We start from the raw sequence: 14,304 nt of genomic DNA on the forward strand, positions 1-14,304 counted from the left end.
TTGTCGGGTTAGTGAGGAAATTGCGACCGAGATACCCCTTTTTTACTGCAACGTCCGTTATGGTTTACTTGCCCCCAGAAATAGTTTGGGGACATTGAGCTGCGGCAGCCTGCGGAAGATTCCCCAAAAATCTGGACGCGATAATGGACGCGCACATCAGCAGCCCTCAGGGCGGAGAAGAGGAATCGGGCCCTGCGGTCGCCACGGCAGTCGTGGACGAGCAAGGGCTGGTGGCGGCCTGGAGCCCCGGTGCCCAGCGGCTGCTGGGGTACACCGCCGAAGAGGTGATGGGACGTCCGGCGTCTCGTCTGCTGGCAGCGGCTTCCCCCTCGCCGGATCTGTGGCGGTCGCCCCGTCCCGCTCCCTGGAGCGGGAAGATTCCGCTCTGGCACAGGGACGGCGGGCGGGTGACGGTGGAACTGCTCGCCTACCCCGGTCACGACAGCCGCGGCAGGGATGAATGGCTTGTCGTGTCCCTCACCACCCCGGAGATCTCCACCGCCGAGTTCGGAAACCAGGATGACGCGCGCCTGCTTGATCTGGCGTTCGCCCAGTCCCGTTTCGCCATGGCGATCCATGACAGGGACCTGCGACTCGTCAGAGTCAATGACGTCATGTGCAGAAGGATCAACCTCACGGAAGCCGAAGTGCGCGGACGCCTTTTGAGAGACGTCCTTCCGGGGCCCCACTGGAGGCTGCTGGAGCAGCACCTGCGCCATGTGCTCGACACGGGGCAGCCCGTGCACAGGGAGACCTACCGGCGAGTCCCCGGCGAGACCCGCGAGCGCAACTGGTCGGTCTTCATGTCACCGCTCAATGACCGGGCAGGACGGACACAAGCCGTCTGGGTGGGCGTCCTTGACAACACGGAGCAGTACCGCGCACGGCAGCGTCTGACCATGCTGAGCGAGGCCAGTACCCGTATCGGCACCACCTTGGACGTCACCGAAACCGCCCAGGAACTGGCCGACATGGTGGTGCCCCATTTCGCCGAACTCGCCATCGTCGACCTGCTCGAAGCGGTGCTCGTCGGCGACGAACCGGACCCAGGGCCGCTGACCGACCAGATCGCGCTGCGGAGCGTGGCACGCCGGTCCGCCTTCGACAACGGGACGGGCGTGGATCAAGGCGGCCTCGGCCTGCGTCCCGAACTGTGGCCGCCGGCCCGCTGCCTGGCCATCGGCCAGGCGATCCTGATGAACGTCGACGACCCCGAAGTCGTTGCGGCGGCCGCTCGCCACCCCGCGTGGGCGGAAGCCATCGACCGGTACCGACTGCGCTCGATCCTCTCGGTGCCGATACGCGCTCGCGGCGTCACCCTCGGCGTCGCCGCCTTCGTCCGGAGCGAGTCCGCAGAGCCCTTCGAGCCGGACGACGTGCTCCTGGCCGAGGAACTCACCGCCCGGGCGGCCGTCTCCATCGACAACGCCCGACGCTACACCCGCGAGCGGACCACCGCCCTGACACTTCAGCGCAGCCTGCTCCCGCACCGCCTCTCCGAGCAGTCGGCCGTGGAGGCCGCCACCTGCTATCTGCCGGCCAGCTCCCATGTCGGTGTGAGCGGAGACTGGTTCGACGTCATCCCGTTGTCCAGCGCACGGGTCGCGCTCGTCGTCGGTGATGTCGTCGGCCACGGCATCCACGCCTCCGCCACCATGGGACGGCTGCGGACCGCCGTGCGCACCCTCGCCGACGTCGACTCCTCTCCCGACGAGCTCCTCACCCGTCTCGACGATCTCGTCAGCCGGTTCTCCGCCGAGGAGGCCACCGGCGCTCACGACGAGGCGGAGAACGAGGTGGGCGCCACCTGCCTGTACGCCGTCTACGACCCCGTCTCCCGCCGATGCACGGCCGCGCGCGCCGGCCACCCTCCACCCGCGCTCATCGCGCCCGACGGCTCGGTCGGCTTCCTCGACCTGCCCGCCGGCCCGCCCCTCGGCGTCGGTGGCCTGCCCTTCGAGAGCACCGAGGTCGAACTGCCGGAGGGCAGCGTCCTGGCCTTCTACACCGACGGCCTCGTCGAGTCGCGCGACCACGACATCGATGTCGGGCTCGAACGCCTGCGTCGGGCCCTGACCCGCCGCTCATCGTCCTTGGCCGAGACCTGCGACAGCGTCTTCAACGCCGCCCTGCCGGACAGCCCCGTGGACGACGCCGCGCTCCTCGTCGCCCGCACCAACGTCCTGAGCGCGGACCGATTCGCCAGCTGGGATCTGCCCGCCGACCCGGCCATCGTCGCCGAGACCCGCAACCTGGTGACCGAACGGCTCACGGAGTGGGGCCTCGACGAGGCCGTCTACGTCACCGAGCTCATCGTCAGCGAGCTCGTGACCAACGCCATCCGCTACGCCAGGGGGCCGATCCAACTGCGCATCATCCGGGACCGGACGCTCATCTGCGAGGTCTCCGACGGCGCCAGCACCGCCCCGCACCTGCGCCGTGCCCGCCTTCTCGACGAAGGAGGGCGCGGCCTCCTTCTCGTCGCGCAGCTCACCCAGCGCTGGGGAACCCGCCACACCCCCCGCGGTAAGACCATCTGGACCGAGCAGCCTCTCACCGGAACCGGCGTCAGTGATCTTCTGGATCACTTCGACGACCTGGAGTGAGCCCGCGGGGGAGCGGGGCATGGCCGCCCGTCCCGTGACCGGGCGCGGGAAGCGGGAGAGCCAGGCCGGTCTTGACGGTGTCGAAGACGACCAGGGTCTCGTAACGCCTGATGTTGTCGTCCGCCTTGAACAGGCGGTCACCGAGCCGGCCGCAGTCGCGCATGCTGCGCGCGGCCAGGACGACCACGTAGTCCCATGGTCCCGCGACCCGGTAGCACTGCTGGACCTGCGGGTTCGAGCGCATCCGGTCGGAGAAGATCCGATGGTGCTCGAACGATTCCTGGGCCAGGGTGACCAGCACCGTGGCGAGGACGGTGGGACCGAAGCGGTGCGGGTCGAGGACGGCGACCTGCCCGGCGATGAGGCCGTCCTTGCGGTAGCGGGCGATCCGCCGCTGGACGGCGCTCGGTGAGAGCCCGACCTGTTCGCCGAGGTCGTGCAAGGTGCGTCCGGCGTCGTGCTGGAGGAGGTCCAGCAGCAGGCCGTCGATCTCGTCCAGACGGGGTGGCGGCGATTCGGGCATGCAAGATTATTGCGTTGCGGCGCGAAAATTCTCAATCGCTTCGATCGGGAGTTCGATTAGCGTCGGCCAGGTCCCTGAGCCCTCCGAGGAAAGGCGGCGTATGGATCTGGAAGTTGCGCGGATCGAGAAGGCCCTAAGGGTGATCGATCCGGTGTTCCTCAACACCCCGCAGTACCTCGACGAGCAGCTGTGCCGGGCGCTGGGCGGCCGCGCCGTGACGGTGAAGCTGGAGACGGCCAACCCGGTGCGCAGCTTCAAGGGCCGGGGCGCCGACCTGATGCTGAGCACACTCGCCCCCGGCACTCCGGTGGTGTGCGCAAGTTCGGGCAACTTCGGGCAGGCCGTCGCCTACGCGGGACGGGCCCGCGGGATGCCGGTCGAGGTGTTCGTGCCCGAGACGGTCAATCCCGCCAAGCGGGAGCGGATGGAGACCTTCGGCGCCCGGGTCATCACGGCGGGGGCCGACGGCTCGTCGGCGCGGAGGGCCGCAGCCGCCCATGCCGAGAGCCATCCTGACCGGATCCACCTGCAGGACGGCCTGCAGGCCGCGATCGCCGAGGGCGCCGGGACGATCGGAGTCGAGCTGACCCGTGGCGCACCGGGCGCTTCGGGCTTCGACGCCGTCGTGCTCCCGGTCGGCGACGGCGCCCTGATCAACGGCGTGGCACGCTGGATGAAGGAACACGCCCCCGCCACCCGGATCGTGGGGGTCAACGCCGAAGGCGCTCCCTCGATGCTGGAGAGCCTGCGCGCCGGCCGCGCGGTCCGCCTCGACCGCGCTCGCACCTTCGCCGACGGGATAGCGGTGTGCGGCCCGCTGGAGGCCTCGGTGCGGCGAGCCCGGGCCCTGGTGGACGAGATCGTCCTGGTGAGCGACGAGGCCATCGCCGCCGCCATGGAGTTGGCGGCGCGCACGCTGGGGATCGTACTGGAACCGGCGGGGGCGGCCGGCCTGGCGGCGATCGCCGAGGGTGCGGTCGCCGGCGACCGATCGGCGACGGTGCTGACCGGCGCCAACCCCCGTCCCGAACAGGCGGGGGAGCTGGCGGCCCGGCTCACCCGCACCGCGCAGGCGTCGAGTCTCGCCGGACGCATGAAGGAGAAGACATGAAGCGCATCGGCATCATCGGGGTGGGAGAGATCGGCCGAGCCATCGTGGACGGCCTGTACCACCGGGGCGACGATGCGCCCGAGGTGTTCCTCTCCCCTCGGGGAGCCCGCACGGCCGCGGAACTGTCCGAGCACTACGAAGGCGTGCGGGTGTGTCCCGACAACCAGGCGGTGGTGGACCGCTCCGAGATCGTGATCATCGCTGTACGCCGCCAGGACCGGCACGAAGCACTCGCCGGCCTGGCGGTGGCCGACGACAAGATCGTGATCAACGTGATGGCCGGCGTCGGCGGCGACGACCTGCGCAGGACACTGGCCACCGACGCCCCGCTCGTAAGGGCCATCCCGCTGCCCGCCATACGCGAACGCCGCTCCGTCACGGTGACGTACCCGTCCCACCCGGTGGCGGACTCCCTTTTCGAGCACCTGGGCGGGGCGCTCCCAGTCGCGGACGAGGCGGCCTTCGACGTCTTCTCCGCACTGACGGGGACGCTGACCACCCACTACTCCTACCTCGCCGCGCTCACCTCCTGGGCCGTCGGCCACGGCATCGCCTCCGACGACGCGGAAAGCTACGTGCGCAGTCTCTTCCAGGGGGTCGGTCGTGCCCTGGACGACGAGACCCGGACCCTGCAGCAACTCGCGGCCAACCATGAGACCCCGAAGGGGAACAACGAGCGCATCCGCACCACCTGGTTCACCCGTGCCAATTCGGAAGCCCTCGCCCAGGCTCTCGATGACCTCCTCGCCGGCCTGAGGGGACAACGGGGCAGCGTTCGGCGATAACCGAAGCTCCGGAAGTCGTCTCGCAAACGAGCGATGGGGAAAGACGCACACCCGACCACGCACGTGTGCTGGGCAGGAAACCGCAGGTCAGGATCTGGACCCCCGTTTCGCGGCCCCACGGGGTCAGGAGGACTCGGGGCTGGGCGTCTCCTCGGTCGGCGCCCCGCTCGGGCCTGAGGGCGTCGGGCCGATCGGCTCGGGATCCTCAGTGGCGGGGCGCAGAGAAAACCTCATGTCGGTGTTCACGCCCAACGCGATCTCGAACTCGCAGACCGTCCTGCCGTCCCGTCCCCCGCACGGGCCTGTCCACACGTTCTGCTGGGTCGACGGATCATAGACGGTGTGGCCGCCGGTAGGCGCCAGGATCACGGGGGTCGCGCCATTCACCAAATAGCGGCAGGAGCCGTAGCAGGTTCCTGAACTGGGAGTATCGGCCGTCGTATTCGTTCCTCCCCTGAGGGAAATTCCACCCGTCCCCGCCACCGCCACGTTGATCCAATATTCACCGATGCCGGGCTGGACGGTGATCGGTCCGGCGATCACTCTGGGCGGTCCCGTTCCAGACGACGGCCGGGGACTCGCGCAGGCCGGCGGCACCACGTCGCCACCCACGTCCGGTCCGCAGGAGGCGGACGGACTCATCGAGGAGGCGCCCCCCGCGCCCGGTCCCCGACTCGGCGGTTCGTCTTTGTCAGAGGAGCCGCAGGAGGCGATCAAAGTGGCGACCAGGACAAAGCCGAACGCACGGAAGCTCTGTAACATGAACGCCCCCATTTTCAACGCCTCGTATGTCTAGAATACCCAGAAGGCTTTGCTTGCACTAGGGGAAAAATCAGCACGCAAGGGGTTTCCATGGCGGGTGAGGCCAGGGCCGGGGCCGAGCGGGTCGTCGGAGTGATCACGGCGAACATCTCCCTGGCCGTGGGGGCGCTGTTCTACATGGGCTGGTGCTACACCAATGCCGTTTACGGATATTTCCGGGTCAATCCGCTCGATTTGGAGATCGGTCCCACCGAGTACGTCCTGCGCAGCGCCGGGACGGTCTTCTCTTCCACGCTGGTGTTCGGAGCCATCGTCTGGCTGATCGTCACCACGCTTCCCCAGTTGCGGCTGACGGAGCTGATACCAGGGCGAGCAGTACCCGGCTTCGTTCGCAGACCGCTGCACCGGGCGGCGGCCCTGGCGGGCGACCCCCTGGCCCGGCAGCGGGCCGGGCTGATGCTGCTGCTCGCGGCGGGCGTGCTGGTGATCCTGTCGGTGACCAGGATCACCGACAACCTCTACCTGACGCTGGCACTGACGGCGGCGGGGGTGCTCCTGCTGACCCAGTCGGCCGGCACAGGGGCGTACGCGGTGGGGCTGATCACGGCGGCCGCGTGCGCACTGTGGGCTACCGGCGTGTACGCGAAGGACGAGGGGACCGCCGAGGCGCATGAGATCACCAGGGACCTTCGCACACGCACCGCGGTGGTCGTCTACACCACAAAGCCCCTCGCCCTGTCCGGACCAGGCGTGACGGCCGAGCGGCTACCGAAGGGGAACATGTACGCGCAGCGCTACCAGGGGCTGCGGCTCCTGATCGGCCGCGCCGGGCGATACTACGTACTGCCGGTCGGGTGGCGTCCCGGGGTGAACGCCACCTATCTGCTCAGGGAGAGCGACAGCATGCGCATCGAGATCCTCCCCGGCTCCTGACGCCCCGGCCAGGGTTCGACCTCCTGTGGGCCGCCTTTGCCCAGATGCAGTCTCCCGGTGCCGTGCTCGACGGAACACCAGCCCGCATAGCGCGCTGGAGGCCGATCGGCCGGCCGTCGCCGTGGAGCAGCAAACACAGGAGTTGTTGATCACTAACACCGTGACGTTCATCAAGATGACACAAAGATCATCATGTCGTTCGCCGGGGGTTGCGGTGTTCGCGGTGCCGGGGGTGATACTTGGGCCAGCCCCCGTGCCGGGGAGTAATCCGGAGAAGAAATGGCGCCGGCCGCGGACTTCAGCGCGCGCACGGCCCGGTGACGATTTCCTTCTCTCCGGAATTCTCTGGCCATGACGAAAAGGAGATGCGATGAGCCGTCTCATCGACCGTGCGCTGGAGCGCATCGTCCCGAAGGCCACCGGATCGGCGTGCAGCGGCACCTACTTCTGCAACGCCGCCGGGCACCCCGGCTACTGGTACCGGTTCTGCTGCCTGGACTCGGGCTGTAGCTGGACCAAGATTCGCAGCAGCTGCTGACCCGATCCGGCGGCGACCACCGGGCGGCGGTGCGGCCGCGCCGCCGCCCGGTGGGCGAGGGGCTCTCCACGGGCCACGTGCGGTGGCCTGCCCCGGCTTGTTCGCCCTGGTCCTCGCGGTCTCCAGCGGGAACACGTGTGCGCGCTCCTCTCGGCCGGCCCGTGCCCTGGCGCGTTCGGTGGCGGCGGGCGTCGTCGGGGCCGAAGCGGCGGTGCCGGTACTGCCGGCCTCGCCCGCCACGGAGGCCGGTCCGGCGCTCGGCCGGTCTGCCGCTGGTCCCGTCCAGCGCCGCCATCGCCCGCGCGCTCGGCAAGGCGACTGCGATCACGCCGCTGTCTCGGCACCGCCGGAACGCCATTCTGCCCCTGCTGTCCTCCGTAATTCGGCGCTTGTGCTCATCGTGATTCGGGTGCATCGGAACCGGCCAGTCGGACGCCGGTCGGCCAGAATGGCGATTCGCGCGACCGCCGGTCCAGTCGCGGTGATTCTGGTCATCTCATTCGACTCCATCGCCGAACTCTTCGCTAGGAATCTCTGATGCCATTTCTTGTGGCGGCCGTCGTGCTGCTCGGTGTCCTGTGCCTGCTGAACCTGCTGCTGACGGTCGGCATCCTGCGCCGGATGCGGGAGGACGCCCTCCGGTCCGCGGGCCACGCCGACGGCCTGTTCGCCTTGGAGCCCGGCGCCCCCGTGGGGGAGTTCGCGGCGGTGACCATCGACGGCGACCCGGTGACGCACCGCGACCTGACCGGCATGGTCGGGTTCTTCTCCGCCGACTGCGAGGCATGCCACGATCTCCTGCCGTCCTTCGCCGGCCGAGCTCGCGACCTGGGCAGGGAGCACGTCCTCGCGGTGGTCGGCGGCGACGCCCCGGGGGTGGTGGCGGCCCTGAGGCCCGTCGCCAGGGTGGTGCTCGCCGATCTCGACGGCGGCCAGATGGCCCGCGCGTTCCAGAACGAGTGGACCCCCGCCCTCTACGTGGTCGGCGAGGACGGGCGGATCGCCGCGACCGGCACTCGGATCGACCGGCTCCCGGTGCCGGCCGGCCGGGGCTGAGCGTGTCCGACGCCCCGGCGCCGGACCGGCGGATCGGGCCGCGCGAGCTGCGCGCCTCGGCCGCCGCGACCATGGCGCTGATCGGACGGGCCGCCCCCCTGCGGGTTCCGCTCTTCCTGGCCGTCACGCTGGCGACGGCCGCGACGCCCGTCGTCACCGCCTGGCTCACCAAACTCGTGATCGACCGGCTGACCGCCTCGCACGGCCCGGTCGCGGGCCTGGCGCTCGGACTGGTCGCCGCGGGGACGGCGGGCGCGTTCCTGCCGCTCGCCGCCCACTATGTGCGGTCCCAGATCGGCCGGGCGGCCGGGGCGGCCGGCACCGACCGGCTGTTCGCCGCCGCCGAACGCCAGGTGGGGCTGCGCGCCTTCGAGGACCCTGCCTTCCAGGACAGGCTGCGGCTCGCCCAGCAGTCCGTCCAGCGCCTCCCCGAGATCGTGGACGGCTTCGGCGGGGCGCTCGGCGGGCTGCTGTCGCTGATCGGCTTCCTGGCCTCCCTCGCGGTCCTCAGCCCGGTGATGACAGGGCTGGTGCTCGCCGCAGCCCTGCCCGCCCTCGTCGCCGAAGTCCTGCTCACCCGTCGGCGCTCGGCCGTGGAGTGGAGCATCGAGCGGTACCACCGCCGCGAGTTCTTCTACGGCCAGCTGCTCACCGGCACGGCCGCCGCCACGGAGGTCCGGCTGTTCGGGATCGGCGCGTTCCTGCGCCTGCGCATGATGCGCGAGCGACGGGACGCCGACAGGGCCACCCGCCGCATGGACCTGCGCGAGCTGCGCACCCAGGGCGGGCTGACCACGGTCAGCGCCGCGGTGACCGGCGCCGGCCTCTGGTGGGCGGTCGGCGCGGCCCGCGACGGCGCGCTCAGCGTCGGGGACGTCACCATGTTCCTGGCCGCGGCCGCGGGCGTGCAGACCGCGCTGGCCGGGCTCACCACGGCGGTGTCCGGTGGCCAGGCCCGGCTGCTGGCGTTCGCCCACTACGTCGCCGTCGTCGGCGCCGGACCCGACCTGCCCCGCGCGGACGGTGCGGACGCGCCGCCGCTGCGCCGCGGGATCGAAGTGCGCGACGTGTGGTTCCGCTACGGCGACGACCACCCCTGGGTGCTGCGCGGGCTGGACCTGACGATCCCGCACGGCGACGCCGTGGCGCTCGTCGGCCTGAACGGCGCCGGCAAGAGCACCCTGGTCAAGCTGCTGTGCCGGATGTACGACCCGACCCGCGGGCAGATCCTCTGGGACGGCGTGGACCTGCGCGACATTCCGCCCGAAGCGCTTCGCGCCCGGATCAGCGCCGTGTTCCAGGACCACATGAACTACGAGATGACCGCCCGCGACAACATCGCCCTCGGCGACCTGGCGTCCCTGGGCGAGCCGGGCCGGGTGGAGGCCGCGGCCGCGCTCGCAGGCGTCCACGACCGGCTGGCCGCCCTGCCCCGCGGCTACGACACCGCGCTCACCCGCATGTTCGCGCTCGGCGAGGCGGACGAGACGACCGGCGTGGTGCTGTCCGGCGGGCAGTGGAAGCGGGTCGCGCTGGCCCGGGCGCTGGTCCGCGAGGGCCGGGACCTGATGATCCTCGACGAGCCCGGCGCGGGCCTGGATCCCGAGGCCGAGCACGAGGTGCACGCGCGGATGCGCGAGCACCGCCGAGACCGCGCCAGCCTGCTCATCTCGCACCGGTTGAGCGCCGTCCGCGATGCCGACCGCATCGTGGTCCTGCGGGAGGGACGCATCGTCGAGCAGGGCACGCACGCGGCGCTGATGGCCGCCGACGGCGGTTACGCCCGCCTCTTCCGGATCCAGGCGTCCGGGTACCAGGAGGTCACGTGATCCGCGCCGCCCTCGCCGCCGGGGCGCTCACCGCGGCCGGGCTGCTGGTGCTCGCGGCACGCCGCGGCCTCCTGCTGACCACCGTGGACGGGACGAGCATGGAACCCGCCCTGTGCTCGGGCGACCGGATTCTGGTGCGCCGTACCCGGCGGGTCCGGCGCGGCCAGGTGACCCTGCTGCGTCCCGACGACCGGCCTCGCACCACGCTGCTGCTCAAGCGGACCGTGGCCGTCCCCGGCGACCATGTGCCCGCCGGCTGGGCCGACCCGGACGTGGCGCGGATCGCCGGCGCGCCGGTGCCGCCGCACACGCTCGTCGTGCTCGGCGACAACCGCCCGGCGAGCTGGGACTCGCGGCACTACGGATACGTCCCGCGTCACCGCGTCCTCGGCGTCATGCTCTGTCGCCTGTCCGGCCACCGTCCATCCGCGGCGAAAGCACGTCCCGACGAGGCAAGCAACAACTCGGACGCTTGACCGAGCGGGCACGCGTCGTGAAGCCGGCCCCCCGGGCACGCACTCGTGCGGGCTTTCGGGGACGGTGACGCGCCGCTGGCATCGGTGATGGCGGACACGCTCGCGGCGACCGGCGTCAGGCGGTCGTGAGGGGGACCGGGAGCCGGTCGCGCAGCTCGCTGACCGTGACACCGAAGGTCTCGCGGACCGCCGCCCCGTCCGGGCCGACGTCGATGACGGCGACGTCGGTGTAGACCCTGCTGACGCAGCCGGTGCCGGTCAGCGGGTAGGTGCAGGCGGGCACCAGCTTGGAGCGGCCCTTCTTGTCGAAGAGCGTCATCATCACGAAGACCTGCTTGGCGCCGATGGCCAGATCCATCGCGCCGCCGACGGCGGGGACGGCGTCGGGGGCACCGGTGTGCCAGTTGGCGAGGTCCCCGGTGGCCGAGACCTGGAAGGCGCCCAGCACGCACACGTCGAGGTGGCCGCCGCGCATCATGGCGAAGGAATCGGCATGGTGGAAGTACGACGCTCCCGGCAGCTCCGTCACCGGGACCTTGCCGGCGTTCGTGAGATCGGGATCGACCTGATCGCCGACCGCGGCGGGGCCCATGTTGAGCATGCCGTTCTCGGTGTGGAGCACGATGCCCGCGCCGTCGGGGAGATGATCGGCGACCTTGGTGGGCCGGCCGATGCCGAGGTTGACGTACGAGCCGGCCGGGATGTCGCGGGCGACGACCTCGGCGAGCTCGTCCGGGGTGAGGGGACCCGTGGTGAGGGGCATGCTCAGCGCGCTCCTTGGACGGTGTAGTGCCGCTGCTCGACCGGCACGACGCGGTCGACGTAGATGGCGGGCGTCACGACCGCCTCCGGGTCGAGGTCGCCGACGGGGACGATGCCGGACACCTGCACGATCGTGGTGGTCGCGGCCGTCGCCATGACGGGGCCGAAGTTCCGTGCGGTCCTGCGGTAGACGAGGTTGCCCATCGTGTCGGCGCGATGGGCGCTGATCAGCGCCACGTCGCCCTTGATCGGGTACTCCAGGACGTGGACGCGCCCGTCGATGGTCCGGGTCTCCTTGCCCTCGGCCAGCGGGGTGCCGACGCCGGTCGGGCAGTAGAAGGCGCCGATGCCCGCGCCGGCCGCGCGCATCCGCTCGGCGAGACTGCCCTGTGGCACGACCTCCAACTCGATCTCTCCCGCCCGGTACAGACCGTCGAACACGTGGGAGTCGCTCTGCCGGGGGAAGGAGCAGACCACCTTGCGCACGCGCCCGGTCTTGAGCAGCGCGGCAAGCCCGACGTCGCCGTTGCCGGCGTTGTTGGACACGATGGTGAGGTCCTTCGCGCCCTGCCGGATCAGCCCGTCGACGAGGTCGAACGGCATTCCCGCGAAGCCGAAGCCGCCGACCAGGACGGTGCTGCCGTCCTCGATCCCGCGGACGGCCTCGTCGACGCTTTCGAGAATCTCCGTCCGGCTCATGCCCCGGCCTCCGTGCCCCGCAGGTCCAGGTTCTCCAGGACGACGGCCAGGCCCTGCCCGACGCCGATGCAGATCGCGGCGACGCCCCAACGCTCGCGGCGCTCGCGGAGCACCTTCGCGAGGGTGCCGAGGACGCGGGCGCCGCTGGCCCCCAGCGGGTGGCCGATCGCTATCGCGCCTCCCCGGGTGTTGACGATCTCCGGATCGATGCCCCAGGCGTCGACGCAGACGAGCGACTGCACGGCGAAGGCCTCGTTGAGCTCGACCGCGCCGACCCGGTCCCAGCCGATCCCGGCCCGCGCCAGGGCGCGCTCGGCCGCCTCGACCGGGGCATAGCCGAAGTCCTGCGGGTCGAGCGCGAACGCGCCACGTCCGGCGATGCGGGCGAGGGGGTCGAGGCCGATCAGGTCGGCGGCGGCGGCCGAGCCGAGCAGCAGGGCGGCGGCGCCGTCGCTCAGCGGCGAGGCGTTGCCGGCGGTGATGGTGCCGTCCGCGCGGAAGCTCGGCCCGAGCCCGGCCAGCTTCTCCATCGAGGTGTCGGCGCGGACGCCCTCGTCGCGTTCCAGTTCCCCGGCGGGCATGACGAGGTCGTCGTAGAAGCCCTCGTCCCAGGCGGCCGCCGCGAGACGGTGGGAGCGCAGGGCGAACGCGTCCTGGCGCTCCCGGCCGACGGCGTGCTTCTCCCCGAGCCGCTCGTTGGCCTCGCCGAGCGAGACGGTCCACTCCTCCGGCATGCGCGGGTTCACCAGCCGCCAGCCGAGTGTGGTCGACACCGCGGCGAGGTCCCCGGGCGGGAAGCCCCTGGCAGGCTTGGGCAACACCCACGGCGCCCGGGTCATCGACTCGACCCCGCCGGCCACCACCACGGCGGCGTCCCCCGACTCGATCGTCCGGGAGCCGCTCATCGCGGCGTCGAGGCTGGACCCGCACAGCCGGTTGACCGTCGTGCCCGGCACGCTGGTCGGCAGTCCGGCGAGCAGCGCGGCCATCCTGCCGACGTTGCGGTTCTCCTCGCCCGCACCGTTCGCATTGCCCCAGACGACCTCGCCGACCGCGGCCGGGTCCAGCCCGGGCGTCCTCTCCAGCAGCGCGGTGAGCACACCCGCCGCGAGGTCGTCCGGCCGAACGGCCGACAGGGCGCCGTTGAACCGCCCGAACGGTGTACGGACGGCGGAGTACAGAAAGGAGCTCATGGCGTCGAGGCTAGGTGGCCTGCCTTGATACAGTGAAGTATCAATATTCGCGCTTATTGAGACGCCACCCATATGGATCTCCGTCACCTGCGGTACTTCGTCGCGGTCGCCGAGGAACTCCACTTCGGACGCGCCGCCGAGCGGCTCAACATGGCCCAGCCGCCGCTGTCGCAGGCGATCCGCCAGCTGGAGGGCGACCTCGGCGTGGAACTGCTCCACCGGACCACGCGCCGGGTCGAGCTCACCGACGCGGGCCGCGGCTACCTGGCCCGGGCCCGGAAGATACTCGGAGAGGTGGCCGAGGCCGCGCACGAGGCCCGCCGGGTCGCGTCCGGCGCGGTGGGCCATCTCGCGATCGGCTGCGTGGGCTCGGCGACCTACAGCCTGCTGCCGGCGATCTCCCGCGGCCTCTCCGTGGAGTTGCCCGGGGTGGATTTCTCCTTCCGCGGCGAGATGCTGGTGCCCGACCAGGCCGCGGCGCTGCGGACCGGCGCGATCGATCTGGCGCTGCTGCGACCGCCGATCGCCGATCTCTCGCTCACGGTCCTGCCGCTGCGCCGGGACCGGCTGGTCGTCGCCGTTCCCGCCGATCACCCCCTGGCCGCGCGGCGGGAGGTCAGGGTCACCGACCTGTCGGACGCCGACCTCATCGTGCACTCCGCGGACCGCCGATCCGTGATGTACGACGTGGTGCTCGGGCTCCTCCGCGACGCCGGTGTCGAGCCCCGGATCCGCCACGAGGTCGGCGAGACCTCCACTCTGATCACTCTCGTCGCGGGCGGGCTCGGTGCGGCCGTCGTCCCGGAGCCGGTGACGGCCCTGGCCCTCGACGGCGTCGCCTTCCGGCCGCTGGCACGGCCCGCGGTGCACGTCGACCTCGCGCTCGCGCACCGGACCGACCGCACGGAGCCGCACCTGGCCCGCGCCGTTTCGGTCATCCGACGCATCGTCTGACCGACCTCGGCATCATCCGGAGCATCGCAGGGCTCCGCCCGGAGGTGGTCCCGCAGCCATCCTCGACCGACCTCGGA

The 14,304-nt window shown here is 71.2% G+C and carries 14 protein-coding genes; 9 read left to right on the forward strand and 5 right to left on the reverse strand.

The genetic code is table 11. The annotated features are described in order from the left end of the window. The first annotated feature begins 143 nt into the window (after window positions 1-143). Window positions 144-2,606, forward strand: a complete 2,463-nt coding sequence (locus AB0H37_RS17490; RefSeq protein WP_360613701.1) for a SpoIIE family protein phosphatase — start codon at window positions 144-146, stop codon at window positions 2,604-2,606. Here AB0H37_RS17490 and AB0H37_RS17495 read toward each other — a convergent pair. Then, the gene (locus AB0H37_RS17495; protein WP_360613703.1) at window positions 2,569-3,129 is read right to left on the reverse strand and encodes an Lrp/AsnC family transcriptional regulator; all 561 of its coding nucleotides are present in this window, start codon (window positions 3,127-3,129) and stop codon (window positions 2,569-2,571) included. The genes AB0H37_RS17490 and AB0H37_RS17495 overlap by 38 nt on opposite strands. Before the next feature lie 100 nt (window positions 3,130-3,229). Here AB0H37_RS17495 and AB0H37_RS17500 point away from each other — a divergent pair, with 100 nt between their 5' ends. Further along, entirely contained in the window at window positions 3,230-4,240 is a 1,011-nt protein-coding gene (locus tag AB0H37_RS17500; RefSeq protein WP_360613705.1) for a pyridoxal-phosphate dependent enzyme, read from the forward strand. Further along, the gene (locus AB0H37_RS17505; RefSeq protein WP_360613707.1) at window positions 4,237-5,025 is read left to right on the forward strand and encodes an NAD(P)-binding domain-containing protein; all 789 of its coding nucleotides are present in this window, start codon (window positions 4,237-4,239) and stop codon (window positions 5,023-5,025) included. The genes AB0H37_RS17500 and AB0H37_RS17505 overlap by 4 nt, the downstream gene beginning before the upstream one ends. A 123-nt stretch (window positions 5,026-5,148) precedes the next feature. Here the strand turns inward: AB0H37_RS17505 and AB0H37_RS17510 are convergent, their stop codons facing one another. Next, window positions 5,149-5,568, reverse strand: a complete 420-nt coding sequence (locus AB0H37_RS17510; RefSeq protein WP_360613709.1) for a hypothetical protein — start codon at window positions 5,566-5,568, stop codon at window positions 5,149-5,151. Window positions 5,569-5,877: 309 nt separating this feature from the next. Between AB0H37_RS17510 and AB0H37_RS17515 the strand changes: the two genes are divergently transcribed. The 5 genes from AB0H37_RS17515 (at window position 5,878) to AB0H37_RS17535 (ending at window position 10,619) form a co-directional block, all read left to right on the forward strand. Continuing rightward, complete coding sequence (locus AB0H37_RS17515; RefSeq protein ID WP_329089656.1) at window positions 5,878-6,720, forward strand: hypothetical protein; 843 nt, start codon at window positions 5,878-5,880, stop codon at window positions 6,718-6,720. A 370-nt stretch (window positions 6,721-7,090) separates the two neighbouring features. Then, window positions 7,091-7,258 carry a hypothetical protein gene (locus AB0H37_RS17520; protein ID WP_179835507.1) on the forward strand — a complete coding sequence of 56 codons (168 nt, stop codon included), beginning with the start codon at window positions 7,091-7,093 and terminating at the stop codon, window positions 7,256-7,258. A gap of 537 nt (window positions 7,259-7,795) precedes the next feature. Next, window positions 7,796-8,314 carry a hypothetical protein gene (locus AB0H37_RS17525; RefSeq protein WP_360613711.1) on the forward strand — a complete coding sequence of 173 codons (519 nt, stop codon included), beginning with the start codon at window positions 7,796-7,798 and terminating at the stop codon, window positions 8,312-8,314. A 2-nt stretch (window positions 8,315-8,316) separates the two neighbouring features. After that, a complete protein-coding gene (locus AB0H37_RS17530; protein WP_360613713.1) occupies window positions 8,317-10,143 on the forward strand; it encodes an ABC transporter ATP-binding protein in 1,827 nt (608 codons plus the stop codon). Further along, window positions 10,140-10,619: a S26 family signal peptidase gene (locus AB0H37_RS17535; protein WP_360613715.1), complete on the forward strand. Its 480-nt coding sequence runs from the start codon at window positions 10,140-10,142 to the stop codon at window positions 10,617-10,619. The genes AB0H37_RS17530 and AB0H37_RS17535 overlap by 4 nt, the downstream gene beginning before the upstream one ends. A gap of 115 nt (window positions 10,620-10,734) precedes the next feature. Here AB0H37_RS17535 and AB0H37_RS17540 read toward each other — a convergent pair whose 3' ends face one another. From AB0H37_RS17540 to AB0H37_RS17550, 3 genes are read right to left on the reverse strand one after another with little or no spacing between them, the layout of a single operon-like run. Further along, window positions 10,735-11,382 carry a 3-oxoacid CoA-transferase subunit B gene (locus AB0H37_RS17540; RefSeq protein ID WP_179835505.1) on the reverse strand — a complete coding sequence of 216 codons (648 nt, stop codon included), beginning with the start codon at window positions 11,380-11,382 and terminating at the stop codon, window positions 10,735-10,737. A gap of 2 nt (window positions 11,383-11,384) precedes the next feature. Next, the gene (locus AB0H37_RS17545; protein ID WP_360613717.1) at window positions 11,385-12,080 is read right to left on the reverse strand and encodes a 3-oxoacid CoA-transferase subunit A; all 696 of its coding nucleotides are present in this window, start codon (window positions 12,078-12,080) and stop codon (window positions 11,385-11,387) included. Continuing rightward, window positions 12,077-13,273, reverse strand: a complete 1,197-nt coding sequence (locus tag AB0H37_RS17550; protein ID WP_360613719.1) for a thiolase family protein — start codon at window positions 13,271-13,273, stop codon at window positions 12,077-12,079. Before AB0H37_RS17550 ends, AB0H37_RS17545 begins: the two co-directional genes overlap by 4 nt. A 72-nt stretch (window positions 13,274-13,345) precedes the next feature. Between AB0H37_RS17550 and AB0H37_RS17555 the strand changes: the two genes are divergently transcribed. After that, window positions 13,346-14,227, forward strand: a complete 882-nt coding sequence (locus tag AB0H37_RS17555) for a LysR substrate-binding domain-containing protein (protein ID WP_329089668.1) — start codon at window positions 13,346-13,348, stop codon at window positions 14,225-14,227. Window positions 14,228-14,304: the final 77 nt, after the last annotated feature.

Source organism: Actinomadura sp. NPDC023710 (assembly GCF_040639875.1).
Taxonomy (GTDB): Bacteria; Actinomycetota; Actinomycetes; order Streptosporangiales; family Streptosporangiaceae; genus Spirillospora; species Spirillospora citrea.